Raw genomic sequence first — 1,952 nt, 5'->3', positions numbered from 1 at the left:
GGCAATGCCCGAATTGCCGGCCAACTCGGGCGACATCGCCAACACGCCCCCGGCCATATCGACAGAGGGAGCGCCACCCCCGCCGGCGCCACCGGCAGAGGCGGCAAAACCGGCTGAAGCAGCCCCCGCCCCGGCGGCACCGGCTCCCGCCGTCGAGCCGGCAAAGCCAGCGGAGGCCGTGCCGGCCGAAGCCAGCCATGTCATCGTTGCCGGCGACACTTATTGGGATCTGGCCAAGAAGACCTATGGCGACGGTGCCAAATGGAAGGTCATTTCGGGCGCAAACAAGGGTTATGAGCCGCGCCGGCTTCCTGTTGGCGCAACGCTGACCATCCCGCCGCAATAGCCCCGCTATATGCCTGAATGACACCGCCCGTCCGAAAACCGGACGGGCGTCCTGTTTTCGGCTAATTCATGTCGCCCCCAAAGTGACGTCGGTTTTGGGAGAACGACGCGCATAAAAACAAAGGCTTAAAGCGGGTCGTCTGAATCCATTCAGACAATCCGCTTTAAGGTGCGGCCAGACGCTGCATTGAATGCGCGCGCAAGATGGTTAGGTTCGCGTCTTCCGGAGAACCCTTATGTCGCTTCCCACCCCTGCCGAACCCAAGGCCGCAAAGGCGCCCGGCCCGTTGCCCGCTGGGCATCCGCCGGTCAAGGCGGGCAAGATCGGCGTCATGCTGGTCAATCTGGGTACGCCCGACGGCACCGATTTCAAGCCGATGTGGCGCTATCTCCGTGAATTCCTGTCCGACCCGCGCGTCATCGAGCTCAACAAGGCGATCTGGTATCCGATCCTCTATGGCCTTGTGCTCACCACGCGGCCCAAGAAATCGGGCGCCAACTACGCCCGGATCTGGAACCGGGAAAAGAACGAGTCGCCGCTGCGCACCTATACCCGCGCCCAGGCCGAAAAGCTGGCCGAAGCGCTGAGCGACCTGCCTGATGTCGTCGTCGACTGGGCAATGCGCTATGGCAACCCTTCAACCGCCAGCATTGCCCAGAGTCTGGTCGACCAGGGCTGCGACCGCATCCTTACCTTCCCGCTCTATCCGCAATATTCGGCGACGACCACGGCAACCGCTAATGATCAGCTGTTTCGCGCGCTGATGAAGATGCGCCGCGCACCGGCGGTCCGCAGCGTGCCGCCCTACTATGACGAGCCGGTCTATATCGAGGCGCTAGCGCGCTCGATCGAACGGCATCTGGCGACACTGGACTTCGAGCCGGAGGTGGTCATCACCTCCTATCACGGCATTCCAAAACCGTATTTCGAGAAGGGCGACCCCTATCATTGCCATTGCCAGAAGACGACGCGGCTGTTGCGCGAACGGCTCGGCTGGGACGACGGGAAACTGATCATTACCTTCCAGTCGCGGTTCGGCGCGCAGGAATGGCTGCAGCCCTATACTGACAAGACGGTGGAAAAACTCGCGCGGGACGGCGTCAAGTCGATCGCCATCGTCAATCCCGGCTTTTCCGTCGACTGCATCGAGACGCTGGACGAGATCGGCCGCGAGGCGGCTGAAACCTTCCACCATGCCGGCGGCAAGAATTTCGCCCATATACCTTGCCTCAACGATAGCGCGGAAGGGATGGCGGTGATCGAGGCGATGGTGCGGCGCGAACTGTCCGGCTGGGTCTAACCCGGAACAACACAAGCTCCGGGGCGTTAAGGCGCGCCTCCGGAGAATGCGATGCCCCGCAAACTCGACCTCAGAACTGGCCAGCCCGTCTGGTCGGCCTATCGCGCGCCTGCGGTGCCGACGGACGGCCTGATCCGGGACGTCAACACGGATGTGCTGGTCGTCGGCATGGGGATCAGCGGCGCCATGATGGCCGAGGCGCTGACGGCCGATGGCCATCGGGTGATCTGCATCGACCGGCGCGGCCCGCTGAAGGGCTCGACGGCCGCAACCACCGCACTGGTGGCATTCGAAATAGACCAGCCA

At 63.1% G+C, this 1,952-nt stretch carries 3 protein-coding genes; all 3 read left to right on the top strand.

The window, feature by feature from the left end:
• Nucleotides 1-346: LysM peptidoglycan-binding domain-containing protein (locus EN906_RS32380; RefSeq protein ID WP_127375689.1), on the top strand; the 346-nt coding region annotated here is incomplete at its 5' end.
• A gap of 235 nt (nt 347-581) precedes the next feature.
• Nucleotides 582-1,646 (top strand): ferrochelatase, encoded by a 1,065-nt coding sequence (gene hemH, locus EN906_RS32375; RefSeq protein ID WP_127269750.1) that lies wholly within the window; start codon nt 582-584, stop codon nt 1,644-1,646.
• A gap of 51 nt (nt 1,647-1,697) precedes the next feature.
• The coding region (locus tag EN906_RS32370; protein WP_164777536.1) for an FAD-dependent oxidoreductase at nt 1,698-1,952 on the top strand (255 nt) is incomplete at its 3' end.

Source organism: Mesorhizobium sp. M7A.F.Ca.CA.004.06.1.1 (assembly GCF_003999135.1).
In the GTDB taxonomy this organism is placed as follows: Bacteria; Pseudomonadota; Alphaproteobacteria; order Rhizobiales; family Rhizobiaceae; genus Mesorhizobium.
Note: the sequence above shows the minus strand (reverse complement) of the source record. Positions and strands in the feature narration are given on the sequence as shown.

Coding starts and splice junctions, on each gene's coding strand:
- hemH (WP_127269750.1), top strand. CDS start 582: ATGTCGCTTCCCACCCCTGCCGAACCCAAGGCCGCAAAGGCGCCCGGC.